The organism is Nannocystis punicea (assembly GCF_026965555.1).
Classification (GTDB): Bacteria; Myxococcota_A; Polyangia; order Nannocystales; family Nannocystaceae; genus Nannocystis; species Nannocystis punicea.
On sequence record NZ_CP114040.1, the window covers coordinates 4,568,682 to 4,585,456 of the forward strand.

The following is a 16,775-nucleotide window of genomic DNA, read 5'->3' on the forward strand; positions in this document are numbered from 1 at the left end:
CGCCCGCGCGGGCGCGGCGTCGTGTTCCTCACCCGCGGCGTCGCGATGTGACGCGCTCAGGTCTTCTTGGCGCCGGTCTTGTAGCGCGGGTTGCTGTCGTGCCACTCGAACGCGCCGCCCATCCAGGCCCGCAGCGCGCGCAGGAACCGCTGGAGCTCGACGCTCGGGACGGGCAGGAGGCTGCGATGGCTGGCCTCGAAGTCGCGGACGAGGTCGTTGTGGACCTGGACGGTGACCTCGGCCGCCTCGTCGATCGAGCAGCCGCGATCGGCGGCGACCTGCAGGACCATGTTGCACGGCGGCTTCGCGTCCTCGAGGTCCTTGGCCACCGAATAGAGGTCGTTGACGAGGACGACGGCGGTGCCGGCCTGGAAGGCGGCGCGGCGGACCCGCGAGTCGTAGAAGAGCTCGGCGGGCAGGCGATAGCCGCCGATGACGTCGCACAGGGTCATCGAGGTGTAGAAGCTGTCGTGCTGGCGCGCGGCCAGGTACTTCCACGCGGGCGGGTACTCGCCGGTGTGCCGCCACGCCGCGTAGGCGCTCCACGACACGAACATGGCGAAGGTCGAGTAGCAGGTGCGCTGGATCTGCTCGTGCGTCGCGTAGCGGCCCATGTGCTCGAGGCCCGAGCGCAGGGCGACGAGCACCCGCTCGGCGTCGATCGCCTGCTCGAGCGGGACGCTGAACTCGCCCATGCGCGGCAGCGGATCCATGGCCGCCATCGCCAGGACGAGGCGCGGCGGCAGCTGCTCCGGCACCGCCCCGAGCGCGCTGTCGTCGGCGTAGTAGTCGTCGGCCGCCCACCACGCGGCGTTCATCTTGGCGCCGATCAGCAGCCGGTCTGGATCGTCGCAGTCGGCGTGGGTGAGCATCACCAGCCGCCCGAACCGGGCCTTGCGGATCTTGACGATCTCGTCGTCGTCGAAGCCGCACTCCTTGGCCCAGGCGGCCAGCCGCTCGTCGACCTCGTCGGCGAGCGGCTCGTTGATCCGCTCGGTGACGGGGCAGTACAGCGGCGTCCCGCTGCCGTCGCCCCAGGGCCGCAGCGCGTAGGCGGGATCGAGGCCCGGCTGCGGCGGGTCGAGGTCGCCGGCGCGGGCGCGGCTCAGGAGTTGGGCGAGGCGTGCGGCGGACGTCCCGAGGCCGGTCGGCCCGGCGAGGAGGGCTGATACATCGTTCGGATCCGTCATGCGCTTTGCCTCCGTCATCGCTGGTCTGGTGCCGGTGTCGCCGCCGGCGATTCTATCACACGACGCGCGCCGGCCGGCATGCGCGAATGTTCATACCGGCCGGCGGTCCTGCCGAGGTCAGCGGACGATCCGGTCCGCGACGATGAGGAGGTAGTGGAAGCTGCCCTCCTTGTACGCGCGGAGGAACGGATCCTCGACGCCGGTGGCGACCGAGCAGCGGGTGCGGAGCTCCCAGTACGGGATCGTGTCGAGCGTCAGGTCGGTGACCTCGATCGGCACCAGGTTGTTGGCGGCCATCGCCTTGAAGTACTCGCTGCGCGGGTGGATGTTGCAGATGTACTTGGCGTCGATCTCGCTGACGGCGCGCGAGCGGCCGCCGGTGATGTCGTTGTAGCAGCCGGTGATGCAGACGTAGCGCCCGCCGTCCTTCAGCAGCCGCGAGAACTCGGCGTACAGCTTGAACAGGTCGACGTACATCGTGGTCTCGTTGGTCCAGATGGCGTCGACGGAGCCGGTCTCGAAGCCGGTGTCGAGCATGTTGCGGAAGTGGTACTTCAGCTTGTCGCCGAGCCCGCGCTTGGCGGCCTGCTCGTTGGCGAAGCCGACCTGGTACTCCGAGATCGACACGCCGTCGACCTGGCAGCCGAAGCGCTCGTGGGCCATGAGGCTGGTGCCGCCGCGGCCGGAGCCGGCGTCGAGCAGGCGGTTCTCGGGCTTGATCGGGCCGAGCTTCTTCAGCAGGTGCTCCGCCTGCGCGTGCTCGAGGCGGTGCAGCTCGCGGATGATCGCGTCGTCACGCGTGGCCTCGGGCTGCTCCAGCACCTGCCAATTGACGGCGCCGATTCCGTAGTGGTGGTGGTAGTAGCCGTCGACGTGGCCGAGGAGCAGATTGACCGGGTCGTTCTGGTTGGTGTTCCAGTAGTTGGCGACCGACTTCTGGTATTCGCTGCGCAGGACGGGGGTGGCCGTGGTGGGCATGTTCATGGTCGTTTGTTCTCTTTCGTTCCACTGTCACGAGGCGCCGCGAGGGCGGCGCCTGCCTCGGCGAGGGGCGATCAGCGCCCGAGCTCGATATTTTCCAGGATCCCGAGCGCGTCCGGGATCAGGACCGCTGCGGAGTAGTACGTGCTGACGAGGTACGAGGCGACGGCCCTCTCGTTGGTCCCCATCTTCCGAACGGACAGACCAGGCTCGCGTTCGTCGGGGATGCCGGTGCGGTACAGGCCGATGACGCCCTGGTGATCCTGGCCGACGCGCATGGCGAGGATCGAGCTGGTCTGCGTCTCGGAGATCGGGATCTTGTCGCACGGCAAGATCGGCACGCCGCGCCAGCCGGCGACCACGGAACCCTCGTACTCGACCGACGGCGGGTCGAGCCGGCGACGGGTGCACTCGCGGCGGAAGGCGGCGATCGTCCGCGGGTGGGCCAGGAAGAACTTGGTCTTGCGGCGCCGGCACAGCAGCTCGTCGAGGTCGTCGGGCGTCGGCGGGCCGCTGCGGGTGTTGATCCGCTGCTTGTAGTCGGCGTTGTGGAGCAGGCCGAAGTCGCGGTTGTTGATCATCTCGTGCTCCTGCTGCTCGCGCAGGGCATCGATGGTCAGGCGCAGCTGCTCCTCGAGCTGGTCCATCGGATCGTTGAACAGATCCGACACCCGCGAATGCACCTGCAGGATCGTCTGCGCGAGGCTCAACTCGTACTCGCGCGGCGACGCCTCGTAGTCGACGAAGGTCCCCGGCAAGGTGACCTCGCCGTGGTGGCCCGCCGTCAACTTGATCGCCGCCTGGCCGTGCTTGTCCTGCGGGGCCTTCAGCAGCTGCTTGTAGCGCTCGACGTGGGCCGCGAGCTTGGGCGAGCGGCCGATCAGCTCCTCGAACACCGCCTGCGGCAAGGCGAGGACGGTGCACGGCGTGACCGCCTTGACCGTGTAGTCCCAGGCGTCGTCGTCCTGCACGATCGCCTGGTCGCCGAAGTGCGCGCCGTCGGCGATCACCTCGAGCATGGTCTCCTCGCCGTAAGCGCCCAGGCCCAGCTTGTTGGCCTTGCCGTGGACCAGCAGGTACACCTGATCGGCCGGCTTGCCGCGCTCGGCGATCAGCTGCCCGGGCTTGAACTCGGACTGCACGAATTTGCCGGCCAGGTGCGCGAGCGCCTCCTCGTCGTCGAACCCGCGCAGGAGCGGCAGCTCGCACAGCTCCGCCGGGATCACCTGCGCCCGCGCGCCGATGTTGGTGAACTCCACCCGCCCGTCCCCGACCGCGAGGCTCATGCGGCGGTTGACGCGGAAGGTGCCACCGGGGACCTCGACCCATTGCAAGGAGCGGAGCAGCCACCGCGGCGTGCGCCCCTGCATCTGCGGCGCCGTCTTGGTGGTGGTCGCCAGCTGGCGCGCAGCCCGGGTCCCGAGGCTCGTCAGCTGCTCATGGTTGTCACGGCCGGACTTCTCGTAGCTCGACATGTCGTTCGCCTCCGCGCGAGATCAGGGAAAGCAGCGCCCCGGACCGCGCGGACCGGGGCGCCGTCAGGTTGCGCGGCTCTCGTCAGTCGGCGCGGCCGATTTCGACGCTCTCGAGGATGCCGAGCGCGTCGGGGATCTGCACGGCGCACGAGTAGTAGAGGCTGACGAGGTACGAGATGATCGCCTTCTCGTTGATGCCCATGAAGCGGACCGACAGGCTCGGCTCGATCTCGTCGGGGATGCCCTTGTGCTGCAGGCCGATCACGCCCTGGTTCTTCTCGCCGACGCGCATGAGCAGGACCGAGGTGGTGCGGCTCTCGGAGATCGGGATCTTGTTGCACGGGAAGATCGGGACGCCGCGCCACGAGGGGACGTGATGGCCGCCCAGATCGACCGGCGTCGGGTAGATGCCGGCGCGGTTGCACTCGTGGCCGAACGCCGCGATGGTCCGCGGGTGGGCGAGGAAGAAGGCCGGCTCCTTCCACACCAGCGACAGGAGGTTGTCCATGTCGTCCGGCGTCGGCGGGCCGCTGCGGGTGTGGATCCGCTGCTTGAGGTCGGCGTTGTGGAGCAGGCCGAACTCGTGGTTGTTGATGAGCTCGTGCTCCTGGCGCTCCTTCAGCGCCTCGACGGTCAGGCGCAACTGCTCCTGCGTCTGATTCATCGGGTCGTTGAACAGGTCGGCGACGCGCGTGTGGACCTGCAGGACGGTCTGGGCGACGCTGAGCTCGAACTCTCGCGGCGAGGTCTCGTAGTCGACGAAGGTGCCGGGCAGGACGGGCTCGCCCGTGTGGCCGGAGGCCACCTCGATCGCGGCCTGGCCGCTGTTGTCCTGCTTCTTCTGCGAGCGCGCCTTGAAATCCTCGACGTGCTTGCGCAGCGACGGGTGCTGCGCGACGAGCTCCTCGAAGGAGGCCTGCGACAGCGTCAGGACGCTGCCGGCGGTCACTGCCTTGGCGGTGAACGTCCAGTAGTCCTGGGACTCGAGGATCGCCTGGTACGAGTAGTGGTCGCCGTCGGCGAGGGTCTCCAGGATCGTCTCGTCGCCGTACTTGCCGGTGCCGATCTTGTTGACCTTGCCGTGGGCGATGAGGACCATCTCGTTGGCCTCGTTGCCCTTCTGCGTCAGGACGTCGCCCGCCTTGAACTCTTTCTGCACGAAGCGGCCGGCGAGGATGTTGAGCACCTCGACGTCCTCGTAGCCGCGGAACAGCGGCAGCTCGGCGAGCTCCGCCGGGACGACCTGGATCTTCGCGCCGGTGTTGTAGAACGTGACGCGCCCGTCACCGACGGCGTAGCTCAGGCGACGGTTGAGGCGGAACACCCCGTTGACGTGCACCCACGGCAACAACTTGAGCAGCCAGCGGGACGAGATTCCCTGCATCTGCGGCGGGGACTTCGTCGTAGTGGCGAGCTGCCGCGCGGCCGTTGTCGAGAGACTCGTCTGCTGATCATTTCCCGGCTTACCTGCGATCGACATGACAATCCTTTTTCACCGACAGCTCCGCTGCCGTTTCCAATCCTCCGCTCGAAGGAGAGCCGTGTCGGCGAACATCGGCTCTTGGCGGTTCGAGCTCGCGGCGGAGGTTACGCTCCGTCAACTCCAGGCGTCAAGCCAAATTCAAGTGTCGAAGATTAAATCAACATTGCATTTATGGCTGGAAATTGAGCGCTCGAACGCGCGGTGCGGCGAAGAAGCGCGCGGCGCCGGGTCGCGCATTGCGAGTGGGGCCGAACTACTGTCCGGCAATAATACGTGTTCCATGCCGCGATGACGGTGCCGCGGTGTAATCCTTGGTGCGTGGAGAACTCGTCGTGGTGGCGATTTCGGCCAGCCGCTGATTTCGCGGGCCGGCCGAGGTGCACATGGATGAGTGCGTTGCGGGAGATTTTCGCATATTCGTGACACGATTGGCGCCGATTCCGACCGGGCCGCGCGAGCCCGCACCCGGCCCGCGGGCAAGAATGGCAATTGTTTGCCCGCTCGCAATCGTGCGTGAGCGCGACAGCGCTCCGAGGCGTCGAGCGGCCCGCGGGCCGAATCATGGTCCCGCGGCGTCCCTTCCGCCGGCGCGTCGCCGCACCCGTGCGATTCCTCGCCGTCTGTACGTTGTTCCGAGGCGTTGGCGATCTTCTTTAATAGTGCCGTCGCGTCCGACGATTTCCGCGAGCTCGACGCCGCGACCCGGACCGGCCGGCGAGCCGGGCGCGCGAACGCGAGGCGGAAGCCCGGGGGCCGGAGCCGGGGCGCAGCCGATGGCCCTGCGGGGGTGAGTCGCGCGCCGGCGGCGGGACCGCCAATGCGACCCTCGAGGCTCGAGTGCCGCGGCTCGTGGTCGTCGGGCGGGCCGCGCCGCGGAGGCGGGGCCATGCGGCGCGAGCTCGAGGCGGCGAGATTTGAGCCGTCCCCGGAATCATGCAAGGAGGTCCATTGGGCAATGGCCGCTGCCGGCAACAGGGGAATCGTCGGCTCGTAGCGAGCGTGCGCCCGCGTCGAGCGGTGTCCATTCAGGACACCGCCGCGCTCACGCGGCGAACGAGCACGGGCCCGCTTTACGGGTCACGACGGCCGCGGTGAAGTCGCGCGATGCTGGCGATGCCGGCCTCCATGCGCGCCCGGGCGGCGGTGTTGGCGGAGTGGACGGCGATCGCGGGCGGGACGAAGTCGCGGGTGGCGACGGCCTCCTCGAGCCAGAGGACGACGTCGTAGCCGGTGCCGCGGGCGTCGTCGCCGAGGTCGTGATCGAGGCTGAGGTCGGTCACCGCGCCGGTCTGCAGGAGGGCGATGACCTCGTCGGGCCAGCGGACGAGCCGCCAGCCCGGCGGGGCCGGGCGCTCGTCGTCGAGGTAGAGCTTCACGTCAGCCCGGGATGATGAAGCACTGGATGCTGGTGTCGATGCGGAAGTTCGACTCGCTGGTGTGGCGCTCGGCGTGGAAGATGTCCATCGAGTAGGTGCCGTTCAGCTGGATGCCGAAGTAGCCGGCGTTGGCGTCGAGGTCGATCGAGTCGCTGAGGGCGCCGTGGACGCCGCCGAGGTCGATGGCGAGCTTGCCGTTGATGAACAGCCACAGGTCGTCGTCGCCGGTGAAGGTGAACACCTCGCCGCCCGAATAGGTGAACTGGGTGTGGATCTCGGTGGTGAAGTGGAAGTTGTGGTTGTTGCCCTGGTTGCCCCAGCCCTGGTCGTCGATCGGGAAGAAGTCGTTGTTCTGGTAGGTGTATTGACCGGGCATGGTCTCGGTCAACATGATGTCGATCTGGAACGATTGATTGACGTCGGCGACGTCGTTGTACCACTGGGCGAACTCCGCCGGGCCGGTGGTGACCGAGGTGCCGCCGGCGTGGGCGTAGACGGGCTTCTTGTCGGGCCCGAGGTCGGTCTGGACGAGGCCGTCGACGGTGCCGCCGTAGCTCTCGAAGTCGGGGTGGCTCTCCTTGAAGTCGCGCACGGTGGCCTTGAGCACGGAGACACAATCCGGCGGCCGCTCGCCGGTGGTGGTGGTGCTCGTGGTGGTCTCGGTGGTGGTGGTCGTCGTGGTGCCGGGCTCGGTGGTGGTGGTGGTGGTCGAGGGATCGACGGGACCGGTGGTGGGCTCGGCGGTGGTGGGCTCGACGGTGGTGGGCTCGACTGTGGTCGCAGCGGTGCCCGGCTCGGTGGTGGCAGGGTCGGTGGTGCCCGGCTCGGTGGTGCCGGTGCCGCTCACGCCGGTGATGTTGGTGATGTCGGTGGCGGAGCTGCCCTGGACGTATCCGGAGTCGCCGCAGGCGGAGGTGGTCAGGACGAGGGCCGAGAAGGTGAAGCTGTACTTGAAGACATGTCGCATGGGACTCTCGCGGGCTGGGCCGGCCGAAGATCTCATACCACGCCGGGCTCGACACGGCGCCCGGGATGTCCCGCCGGGCGCGCCCCGGTGGGCCGGTGAGCGCGCGCGGCAGGCCGCGACGGCGAACGCGAGAGCGCGGCGCAGATCCGCGAGTCGGGTCGGCGGTCCGCAGGCGCTCCGGCGGCAGACCGCGAGGCTGGGTCCGGTGCCGGGCGCGCCGCCGCGAATGTGCGCTCAGGACGGGTGGTGTGAGGGATCGTGGCGGGAAGATGTCCCTCGAGACATGTCGCCGGCGGTGGACAGGGCGAGGCCGGAGCACTAGCCTCCGCAGCCGATGTTCGCCCGCGCGCTCCCGCTGGTCACCCTCGCGTCGCTCGTGCTGTCCACGCCGGCCTGCGTGCCTCACTCGTCGACGCCGATGACGGGCCGGGTCGAGGTGCCGCTGGCGGAGCGACGGATCGGGCAGTACATCTCGTCGGGCTGGTCGTTCGACACGTCGAGCTTCTGGATCGAGGGACCCGAAGGGTTGGTCGTGATCGACGTGCAATTCCTGCCTTCGGTGGCCGCCGAGGTCATCGCCGCGGCCGAGCGCGTGACCCGCAAGAAGGTGGTGGCGGCGATCGTGCTGCACGCGAACCCGGACAAGTTCAACGGGACTGCGACGTTCCAGGCCCGCGGGATCGAGGTGTGGACGGCCGAGCAGGTGCTGGCGCGGATCCCCGAGGTGTTCGCCAGGCGCACGGAGGCGTTCGCCGAGCGCTACGCGCCCGACTGGCCGACGGCGGTGCCGCAACCGCGCAGCTTCGGCGCGGCGACGACGACGCTGAAGCTGGCAGGCCTCGAGCTGAAGGCGCACGTGCTCGGCCCCGGCTGCAGCCCGGCCCACGTGGTGATCCAGTGGGAAGACCACGTGTTCGTCGGCGACCTGGTGGCCAACAAGGCCCACGCGTGGCTCGAGATCGGGGAGGCGGAGGAGTGGCTGAAGCGCCTGGCCGAGATCGAGGCGATGAAGCCGAAGACCGTGCACCCGGGCCGCGGCCGCTCGGGCACGCTGGAGCTGGTGGCGAACCAGCGCGAGTACTTGCAGACGGTGCTGTCGCTGGTGCGAGCCGAGAAGCCGACGCTGCCGCCCGACGAGACGGCGATCCGGCGGGTGCGCTCGGAGCTCGAGCGCCGTTACGAGGGCTACCGCTTCCCGGTGTTCCTCGAGATCGGGCTGCCGGCGGTGTGGCGCCGGCTGGCCGCAGAGAACACGACGGATGGCCCGGCAGAGGGCGCAGCGGAGGAGCCGGCTCAACCGGCCGGGTCGAACCCGACGTCGCAGCCGTAGCGGACGTCGAGCTTGGCGGCGCCGTCGGCCTGCACCTCGGCGCAGGCGGCAGGGCAGAGGATGACGGTGGCGTTCTCGATGTAGAAGGCGTCGGCCTCGCAGCTGGCGAGGTCGACGACCTGATGGAAAGCCTTGGCCGGGGGCACACCGCCGACCTGGTAGTCGATCTCGATGGTGTTGGGATCGATGGTGCCCATCGGCGGGGCGGGGATCGGGAAGGAACAGGCGATCGGGGTGGTCTGGACGACGTCCTTGGCGATCTCCTGGAAGAGGACGTCGAAGGAGTCGGTCTGCGACAGGGGGAACCGCCAACCACCGGTGATGACGCTGACGCGCTGGATCGAGTCGCCCTCTCCCTGCAGCGGATCGGCGGGCAACCACGGGGCGTCCGGCGGGTTGTTGGGGCTCATGGTGATGATGGTGTGGAAGACGTAGTCGCGCGCGCCAGGAGTGCCGAAGTGCGGCGGGTCGAGGGCGAGCAAGGCGGCGTCGAAGGCGTCACCGTCGGCGTCGGTGGCAGAGGCGCTGCTGCCGTCGGTCATGGCGAGGATGATCTTGCGGGTGCCGTCGCGCAAAAAGTCGCGGTAACCGCCGGGGGCGAGGCCGTGCGGGTCCGGGGCGGTGTACCAGGCGAGGATGTTGGCGAGGAAGGCGCCCGAACCAGTGATGGCGTCGTAGTGCTTGTAACGCTCGGTGACTGCAGGGACGGCCGGCGGGGGGTTGCAGTCGGTGCCCGAGAGCGGAGCGCTGATGCAGATGTCGAGCTGCTCGCCAGGGGGATAGTCGCCGAGGACGATGACGCGGTAGTCGACGTTGCTGGCGCCGAGGATGGCGGCAAAATCGTTGTTGATGCTGGCCTCGACCGCAGCGATCGCTGCCTGCATGGAATTGGAGGTGTCGACGACGACGACGATGTCGACGCCGATCGACTGGACCTGGGGCTCGAGCATCTGAGCGGCACACTCGCCAGTGGTGGCTTCGCCCTGGTCCGGCTGGGCGCCGAGGTCGAGCTTGGGAGCGCCGGAGGTGGAGGTGGAGGTGGTCGGCGCTTCGGTGGTGCTGCCGTCCGTGGTGGTGCCGTCGGTGGGGCCGACGGTGGAGGTCGGACCAGGTCCGCTGGTGGTGGTCAGGGTGGCGTTGGCGGTGTCCTGGGGCCGGCCGCTGTCGCCGCAGGCGACGAGCAAGGGAGCGCACAAGAGAAGCGCAGGGAGGCGATTCATGGGGCGATGGTACTTCATGAGCGGGCGCTGTCGGTGCGCGCGAGGCTGCGCGCACGGCCGGCGATCGCGGATGGTCTTGTTCCCGATGAGATGGCCGATGGGACAGGTCATGCGGCTGAGCTCGGCGTGCGCAGGATCCCGGATCGATGCGGAGCGAGGAGCGCACGGCGCGAGTGGGTGCCGGATCGATGGGTCGCACGGCGCGAGTGGGGTGCCGGATCGATGCGCGGTGAGGGTCGCACGGCGCGAGCGGGTCCCGGATCGATGCGCGGCGAGGGTCGCGGGGCCGGTGTCCGGGACGCCCTGTCCCCTCAAACAGTTGCTCGGACTTCGTGAGGGGTAGGGTGCTTCGAGGCGAAGTTTGCCTCGTCCTGCGCAAACTCGGTGCCAGGGCGTCCCGGCCCCCGTCCTTCGGGAGCTCTCTTGGAACGGGGACGGTCGACTCCGTCGAGATCCGGGACCCGCTCGCGCCTGAACGGCGAGCGAGGTCCGCGGCGAGTGGTGTCGAGGAGGAGAAGCTCGCCGGTCGCGGTGGATGACCTGGCGGTGGGCATCGAGGGTGCCTCCGATTTATTGAGTGGCACGGTCGAGTCCGCCGAGAACGGGGACTGCGTCGCGTCAGAACGGCGAGCGGGGTACGCGGCGAGTGGGGGCGAGGAAAGGACCCCGCGTGTGAATCGAGGGGGCTCCGAATTGTTGGGGGGGACGGTCGACTCGTCGAGAGACGGGAGACGGTCGGGCTTGAACGGCGGGCGGGGTATGCGGTGAGTGGTGGTTCGAGGAGGCGAAGCCCGCGGGGGGAATCGAGCGTGCGCCGAATTATTGGGGGGAGACGGTCGACTCCGTCGCTAGACGGGAGACGGTCGCGTCTGATACGGGAGTGAAGTGAGGGTCGCTCGCGTTCGTTGTGGGGAGTCGGTCACTTCGGCGAGCGCTGCTTCGAGGTGCCGCCCGCGAAGGTGTCCTCGCCCCAGAGAATACGCGCCCCTCGCTCGAATTGCCGGCGAGAGCGGGCGGTCAGCGATTGTTCGCGCGCGAAGTAGAACCAGGGGAGGCCGTCGCGCTCGAGGGCGGGCTCGTGCGGTTCGTACATGTCCTTCGCGCCAGGTGTGCGAGAGAGCCGATTGCACGGGCCGAAGATGCAGCCGCAGCCGCCGTCGGGGAAGGACACGAAGGCGTCGACGTCCGCGAGTGCGTCGGCGAGAGAGGCATAGACGCGCCCGCTCATGTTGGCGAAGCTGCCGGGGGGCTCCCAGTGGAAGCAGTATTGTTCGGGGCAGAGGTCGAGGCGAGGGCGTTTCTTGGGGTCCCACATGGGTGGAGGTCGGGACGGCGCGGATTGGTCGGCGACGAACCCGATCGCAGGTTATCATGATACCGGTAGGTGCGATCGAGCGGCGGAACCGGGTGCCTGCGTCGGTTGTGCGGGGGGCCGGAGGTGTGTTAGGCGTCGAGGGCGATGTTGCATTGCATTCTGTGCGGGGCGCCCTTCACGTCCTTCATCGAGGAGCCGACGGAGGGCGAACATCACGAGACGATGGTCTGCGCGAAGCACCCTGACGAGACGCTGCTGGAGCCCGGAAAGCGGGAGCTGTGGGGCGGTGAGGATCTCGAGACGTCGCCGGCGTTGTTCTCGGGGCGAGAGGTCTGGATCGTGGAGGCGTGGCAGTGGCTCGGCTTCGGGTTCTATGCGCTGCTGAGCGACGGCGACTTGCTGATGATCGTGTGCTGGGGCTCCTCCGATGTCTGTGTGGTCCGGGTCCCGCGGAGCGAGCGGGCGCTCGAGCGCCCGGTGGGGCTCCCGAGCTGCAGGGGCGAGCCGTTGGCGACGGCGATCCGCGAGGGCTGGACGTTGAGCGCGGTGCGGCGGTTCGGCGCCGAGCACGTGGTGGTCGAGTTTCCGGGGAAGGGCGAGTTCGCGTTCAACAGCTGGATGGAGAGCTGGGGCTCGCTCGGGGACGGCCGCTATTTCATCTACGAGACGTGGCTGTCGGACTCCGACGATCCGCAGGTGCCCGCGAGCGAGATGAGGGCCTGGCCGCGTTAAATCTCCCGCCGAGTCGGGTGGCGCTCACAGGCCGGGGAGGAATGAGGGGGCATGTCCCATGGGACATGCTCGATGGGTCATGTCATGCGCGCGTGAGGCGGACGATGAGCTGGGCGGTGGCGCCGGCGGCGAAGGGGAGGAGGCAGGAGGCGGCGATTCGCAGGAGGGCGAGGCGGGCGCCGTAGATGCCGAGCTCCATCGGCACGCGCAATAGTGGCAGGAGGGCCATGCTGGTGAGGTAGGTGACGAGGATGCCGACGCCGGCGCCGGCCTTGAGGAGGCCGGCTGCGAGGGGCATGCCGAGGAGGCCGCCGCCAGGGGTGAGGGCGCCGGCCAGCCAGGCGAGGAGGTGGCCGCGGACGCCGGCGCCGTCGCTCAGCCAGCGCTCGACGAAGCCGGCCGGGAGGAGCGCCTCGGCCATGCCGGCGAGCAGGAAGGCGACTGCGAGGATCGGCATCATCGAGAGGAAGGTGCGGCCCGATCGCTGGAGGCCGTCGACGAAGACGCCCTGCACGGCGGCGAGGATGCCGAGGAGGACGAGGGCGGCGCCGAGGAGGATGAGGGCGAGCTTCACGACGCGGCCTCCTCTGCGAGGATCTCGACGATGCCGCGGCTGCCGTCGACGCGCAGGCGCTGGCCCGACTTGAGCCGCTTGGTGCCGTCGCCGACGCCGACGACGGCGGGGATGCCGTACTCGCGGGCGATGACGGAGCCGTGGGTCATCATGCCGCCGACGTCGCACACGAGGCCGGCGGCGTGGACGAACAGGGGGGTCCAGCCGGGATCGGTGTAAGGGGCGACGAGGATCTCGCCGGCGCGCAGGACCTGGGCGGCGGGATCGAGGACGACGTGGGCGATGCCCTCGACGACGCCGGCGCTGGCGCCGAGGCCGGCGAGTGCCCCTTCGGGCAGGTCCTTCGGGACAGGCCGCGCGGGGACCTCGCCCTCGCTGGTGACGAGGAGCGGGGCGTTGAGGTGGCGCGCGTGCTCGTGGTCGGCGCGGCGCTCGGCGACTCGCGGGCGCGGGTCGAAGGCGCCAGGGTCGGCGGCGAGGTCGAGCAATTCGTCGTAGGTCAGGAACCACACGCCGTCGACGGCGGCGAGCCGACCGGCGCGTACGAGGGCGTCGGCGGCCTCGAGGACGGTGCGCCGCACCACCGCGAAGCACTGGACGAACAGGTACTTGGGGTGCTCGCGGACGCCGAGGCAGTGACGCACGCACTGGACCTGGCGGCGGACGATCCAGCGGACTGGCGCGGGGGCGGCGGCGATCAGTCGCCCGGCGGCGGCTTCGCCCTCGGCCTGCAACCTGGCGAAGTGCTCGCGGTGCAGGCCGGGCCTGTCGCCGTGGGCAGCCATGCCGCGGATGCTGGTGAGCAGGAGGCCGGGGTCGTCGGCCCAGCGCGGTCGACTGATGTCGATCTCGGCCTGGCCGCGCATGCCGAAGCGGTCGAGGAAGGCGGCGAATGCGTCGAGGAAGGCGGGGCCGCCGGCGAAGGTGCGGAGCGTGTGGAGCTCGCCGGGGCGCACGTGCTCGAGGGCGGCGCGCAGCTCGGGGTAGGGGCGCACGAGGTCGGCGAGGTCGCCGACGCGCAGGTCCATCTCGGTGGTGACGTTGCCGACGAGGCCGCGCTGGAGGGCCTCGACGTCGGCGGCGTGCGGGGTGTCGGCGAAGCGCCGGCGCAGGCGGCCGAGGCTCAGCATGCCGGACACGAGGCGCGGGGCGATCTTCGGCATGACGCGGAAGACGCCGGTGAGCTGGTGCCTGGCGGCGCGCAGGCGGGCGACGCCGGGGGGCTGTGATTCGACGGCGGCGCGGAAGCCGGCGACCCACCCGGCGATCAGGCGATCGGCCCAGGCGGGCTGGGCGTCGAGGCGGGCGCCGAGGAGCATCCAGGCGATGTCGAACGGGACGCGCCACATGAGCCGGGCGAACAGGCGCAGGGCGGCGGGGCGCGGCCTGGCGGACGCCTGGATCTCGGGGCGGTCGACCAGAGTGGCCAGGCGCTCCGCGACGTCGGGGTAGACCGCGCGCAAGATCCGGAACGCCAGGCGGCGCGTCGGGGCCAGGCGCAGCATCGGCGTGATGTCGAGGAAGATCCGGCTGCCGGCGTCGACCATGGTCGTCGCGCCGCGCGGGATCTCGTCGAGGCGCGTCTTGCCGATCGGGAACACCGCGCGCCACAGGTCGCGGGCCATCGGCGTGATCGGGTCCATCATGTTCTGGGCGTGGCCGAAGCTGAGGTAGAGGTGGACGCCGTCGTCGTCGGGGCCGGGCGCGGGCAACGGGTAGAGCGAGGTGATCGGCCGCGCCTGCACGAGCCACAGCCGGTCGCCCGCGAGGCACCACTCGAGGTCCTGCGGGACGCCGCCGTAGTGGGCCTCGACGCGGACGCCGAGGTCGGTCAAGGCGGCGACGGCGGCGTCGTCGAGGACGCGGGCGCGTCGCCTGTCCTCGGGGACATCTTCGGTGACTGTGCCGCCGCCGGGCACGGGGCGGATCGCCACCTGCTTGTCGCCGACGCGCAGCTCCTTGAGCGCGCCGCTGCGGCGATCGACGCGGTAGAGGTCGGCGGTGACGAGGCCGCTGACGAGCGCCTCGCCGAGGCCGTAGCCGGCGTCGATGGTGAGGGTGCCGCGGTGACCGGTGACCGGGTCGGCGGTGAAGAGGATCCCGCTGGCGTCGGGTAGGACCATTCGCTGGACGACGACGGCGAGGGCGACCTGGCGGTGGCCGAAGCCGTTGCGCGCGCGGTAGAGGATCGCGCGGTCGGTGAAGAGGCTGGCGAAGCAGCGGCGGACCGCGGCCTGCAGCTCGTCGCCGCCGCGGATGTTGAGGTAGGTGTCTTGCTGGCCGGCGAACGAGGCGCCGGGCAGGTCTTCGGCGGTGGCGGAGGAGCGCACCGCGTAGGCGTGCTCGCGGCCGAGGTCGCGGTGCGCGGCCTCGAGGTCGGCGAGCAGCGCGGGCGGGAGCGGGACGGCGAGCAGGGCGTCGCGCACTGCGGCCCCGAGCTCACGCGCGCCGGCGACGTCGTCGGGGCCGAGCGCGTCGAGGCGATCGAGCCACAGGGAAAAGGTGGGACAGCCGGCGACGAAATGGTGATAGGCGGCGGTGGTGACGCAGAAGCCCGGTGGGACGGGGAAGCCGGCCCGCGTCAGGGCGCCGAGGTTTTGACCCTTGCCGCCGACGCGCGCGAGGTCGTCGGGGCCGATGTCGGAGAATGACAAGATCAGGACGGTCACGTTGCACCTCGTTTCACACCGCGGAGGAAGAAGGCGACGACGGTTCGGGCGTCGCGCTCGGGGTCGCCGTCGCCGGGCATTCCCCACAGGCCGCCGAGGATGCCGAATGCGAACAGCATGCCCTGGAAGGCGCGCGCGAGCCGGTAAGGGTCCTCGTCGACGAGCTCGCCGCTGTCGATGTAGCGGCGGAGCACGGCGGCGAGGCCGTGGATCGATCGATCGGGGGCGTCGGAGAGCTCGCCGAGGAGGCTGCTGCCGCGCAGCCGCTCGACGAGGATGATTCGCATGAGGGCCTCGTCGTCGCGCATCTGGGTGAGCGCGGCGAGGGCGAGCCGCTCGAGGTCGACGGCGAGGTCGCCGGAGGGCTCGCGGGCGGTCCCCCAGACGACCTGGCGAATGTTCATACTCTGCGCGAATGCGCGGAGGAGGCCCTTCTTGTCGCCGAACTGGCGATAGACGGTGGCAGTCCCGACGCCGGCGGCCTCGGCGATGGCCTCGATGGTGGCCCCCTCCAAACCCTGGCGCGAGAAGACTTCGCGCGCGGCAGCGAGCACTTTCTCCCGCGCGTCTCCGCGCATGGGGGCGTCGACCCCCGCCGCTGCGAGCTGCTGCACGAGCGCCTCACGGCTGCCGACGAGCCGGTAGGCTGAACTGCGTGAGATGCCCGCAGCCTCGGCCAAACGGTCCATGGTGAGCGCTTCAGGCCCAGCCTCGTCGAGCAGACGCCGCGCGACTTCGAGCAGCTCCGGGAGGGTGAGAGGCCCTTGGGATGGCACGAGAGATATGTGAATCAATCGTTCCGTCTCGTCAAGGGGGCGTCACGGGAGCGCGACGAAATTTGTTTCGCGCGGGGCGAAAGCGCGCGTACGCGCGAGGCGCTCGGGACGGGCAATATGTGTCGAGGGACGCGCCCCTGCGCATCATGGTCCCATGATTCGTGTGATGCTGGGGGATGAGATTATGTCCCAAGGGACATGCTTCCGTGAATTTCATGGTCGCATGATTCGCGGCGATGCATCGGCGCGAGAGATCGACCGCCTGGCCGATGCCGCTGCGGCTCGACGAGCCGGAAGAATTCAGGCCGGAGATGCGAGCCGGGCGCGAGCCGCGTCGCGCGGCTCCCAGATCAGGCGTGTGCCGGTGAACGAGCCGGCGAACAAGAAGACACCCGCCTCGTCGAAGACCTCGAGCCAGCCGTCGTCGCCGTCGGTGCCGACGTACACGAAGAAGACCTCACGGGCGCCGATGCGCTGGCGGTGGACCCACGCGCCGCCCCAGTCGAAGCAGGCGCCGGCGTAGAAGGCCCGCGCCTCGGCGACCGAGGCGGGGATGGTCGCTTCGGCGGCGAGGGTCGCCCGCAGCGGGAATCGCGTGGGCGATGGCTGGGCCGCGCGCCCTTCCGCCGCGGTCGCCTCGAACCATGCGCGGAGCTCGTCCATGGCTCACCCTACCGCAGCTTCGCG

At 69.9% G+C, this 16,775-nt stretch carries 14 protein-coding genes; 2 read left to right on the forward strand and 12 right to left on the reverse strand.

Features of this window, described 5'->3' with window-relative positions; all coding sequences use genetic code 11:
• Positions 1-56 precede the first annotated feature (56 nt).
• The 6 genes from O0S08_RS17685 to O0S08_RS17710 form a co-directional block, all read right to left on the reverse strand.
• Complete coding sequence (locus tag O0S08_RS17685; RefSeq protein WP_269040341.1) at positions 57-1,190, reverse strand: family 2 encapsulin nanocompartment cargo protein terpene cyclase; 1,134 nt, start codon at positions 1,188-1,190, stop codon at positions 57-59.
• Between the two features lie 117 nt (positions 1,191-1,307).
• Positions 1,308-2,168 (reverse strand): geranyl diphosphate 2-C-methyltransferase, encoded by an 861-nt coding sequence (locus O0S08_RS17690; RefSeq protein ID WP_371879547.1) that lies wholly within the window; start codon positions 2,166-2,168, stop codon positions 1,308-1,310.
• 77 nt (positions 2,169-2,245) lie between these two features.
• Positions 2,246-3,646 (reverse strand): family 2B encapsulin nanocompartment shell protein, encoded by a 1,401-nt coding sequence (locus O0S08_RS17695; RefSeq protein ID WP_269040343.1) that lies wholly within the window; start codon positions 3,644-3,646, stop codon positions 2,246-2,248.
• An 82-nt stretch (positions 3,647-3,728) separates the two neighbouring features.
• A complete protein-coding gene (locus O0S08_RS17700; RefSeq protein WP_269040344.1) occupies positions 3,729-5,126 on the reverse strand; it encodes a family 2B encapsulin nanocompartment shell protein in 1,398 nt (465 codons plus the stop codon).
• Between the two features lie 1,073 nt (positions 5,127-6,199).
• Positions 6,200-6,505 (reverse strand): cyclic-phosphate processing receiver domain-containing protein, encoded by a 306-nt coding sequence (locus O0S08_RS17705; RefSeq protein WP_269040345.1) that lies wholly within the window; start codon positions 6,503-6,505, stop codon positions 6,200-6,202.
• A 1-nt stretch (position 6,506) separates the two neighbouring features.
• The gene (locus O0S08_RS17710; RefSeq protein ID WP_269040346.1) at positions 6,507-7,472 is read right to left on the reverse strand and encodes a fibro-slime domain-containing protein; all 966 of its coding nucleotides are present in this window, start codon (positions 7,470-7,472) and stop codon (positions 6,507-6,509) included.
• A gap of 334 nt (positions 7,473-7,806) precedes the next feature.
• Here O0S08_RS17710 and O0S08_RS17715 point away from each other — a divergent pair, with 334 nt between their 5' ends.
• Complete coding sequence (locus O0S08_RS17715; protein WP_269040347.1) at positions 7,807-8,802, forward strand: MBL fold metallo-hydrolase; 996 nt, start codon at positions 7,807-7,809, stop codon at positions 8,800-8,802.
• Here O0S08_RS17715 and O0S08_RS17720 read toward each other — a convergent pair.
• Complete coding sequence (locus O0S08_RS17720) at positions 8,766-10,022, reverse strand: hypothetical protein (protein ID WP_269040348.1); 1,257 nt, start codon at positions 10,020-10,022, stop codon at positions 8,766-8,768. The genes O0S08_RS17715 and O0S08_RS17720 overlap by 37 nt on opposite strands.
• A 919-nt stretch (positions 10,023-10,941) precedes the next feature.
• Complete coding sequence (locus O0S08_RS17725; protein ID WP_269040349.1) at positions 10,942-11,337, reverse strand: hypothetical protein; 396 nt, start codon at positions 11,335-11,337, stop codon at positions 10,942-10,944.
• 144 nt (positions 11,338-11,481) lie between these two features.
• On the opposite strand from O0S08_RS17725, the gene O0S08_RS17730 reads away from it, so the two are divergent.
• On the forward strand, positions 11,482-12,069 hold the full coding sequence (locus tag O0S08_RS17730) for a hypothetical protein (protein ID WP_269040350.1): 588 nt from the start codon (positions 11,482-11,484) through the stop codon (positions 12,067-12,069).
• Between the two features lie 82 nt (positions 12,070-12,151).
• Here O0S08_RS17730 and O0S08_RS17735 read toward each other — a convergent pair whose 3' ends face one another.
• The 4 genes from O0S08_RS17735 to O0S08_RS17750 all read right to left on the reverse strand — a co-directional run bounded on the left by O0S08_RS17735 (position 12,152) and on the right by O0S08_RS17750 (position 16,751).
• On the reverse strand, positions 12,152-12,643 hold the full coding sequence (locus O0S08_RS17735; protein WP_269040351.1) for a hypothetical protein: 492 nt from the start codon (positions 12,641-12,643) through the stop codon (positions 12,152-12,154).
• Complete coding sequence (locus O0S08_RS17740; RefSeq protein ID WP_269040352.1) at positions 12,640-15,312, reverse strand: phosphoenolpyruvate synthase; 2,673 nt, start codon at positions 15,310-15,312, stop codon at positions 12,640-12,642. Before O0S08_RS17740 ends, O0S08_RS17735 begins: the two co-directional genes overlap by 4 nt.
• Positions 15,309-16,088 (reverse strand): TetR/AcrR family transcriptional regulator, encoded by a 780-nt coding sequence (locus tag O0S08_RS17745; protein WP_269040353.1) that lies wholly within the window; start codon positions 16,086-16,088, stop codon positions 15,309-15,311. The genes O0S08_RS17740 and O0S08_RS17745 overlap by 4 nt, the downstream gene beginning before the upstream one ends.
• Before the next feature lie 300 nt (positions 16,089-16,388).
• Positions 16,389-16,751: a hypothetical protein gene (locus tag O0S08_RS17750; protein ID WP_269040354.1), complete on the reverse strand. Its 363-nt coding sequence runs from the start codon at positions 16,749-16,751 to the stop codon at positions 16,389-16,391.
• Positions 16,752-16,775 lie beyond the last annotated feature (24 nt).